Source organism: Mycobacterium sp. RTGN4, from assembly GCF_033804635.1.
In the GTDB taxonomy this organism is placed as follows: domain Bacteria; phylum Actinomycetota; class Actinomycetes; order Mycobacteriales; family Mycobacteriaceae; genus Mycobacterium.
On record NZ_JAPZLB010000050.1, the window covers coordinates 1 to 441 of the forward strand.

Sequence of the window (441 nt, forward strand, 5' to 3'; positions counted from 1 at the left end):
GCGCATGATCTTGCCGCTGCGGGTCTTGGGAAGCTCGGGCACGACGTGGATCTCGCGGGGCCGGGCGATGGGGGAGATCTCGGTGGCGACCTGCTTGCGCAGCTCGTCGACCATGTCCTCGCTACCACCTACGGCGCTGGCCTTGAGGATGACGAACGCGCAGATCGCTTGTCCGGTGGTGTCGTCGGTGGCGCCGACGACGGCGGCCTCGGCCACGCCTGAATGGCCGACTAGCGCAGACTCGACTTCGGCGGTGGAGATCCGGTGCCCGGAGACATTCATGACGTCATCGATGCGGCCCATCACCCAGATGTTGCCGTCGGCGTCGTAGCGCGCGCCGTCCCCGGCGAAGTACCAACCCTGCTCGGCGAAGCGCGACCAATAGGTTTCCTTGAAGCGTTCGGGGTCGCCCCAGATCCCGCGCAGCATCGAGGGCCATGG

Annotated in this window: 1 protein-coding gene; it reads right to left on the bottom strand. The window is 67.1% G+C overall.

Translation table 11 applies throughout. The features are described from left to right. On the bottom strand, positions 1–441 hold a 441-nt coding region (locus SLQ30_RS33020; protein ID WP_319451254.1), incomplete at both ends, for an AMP-binding enzyme.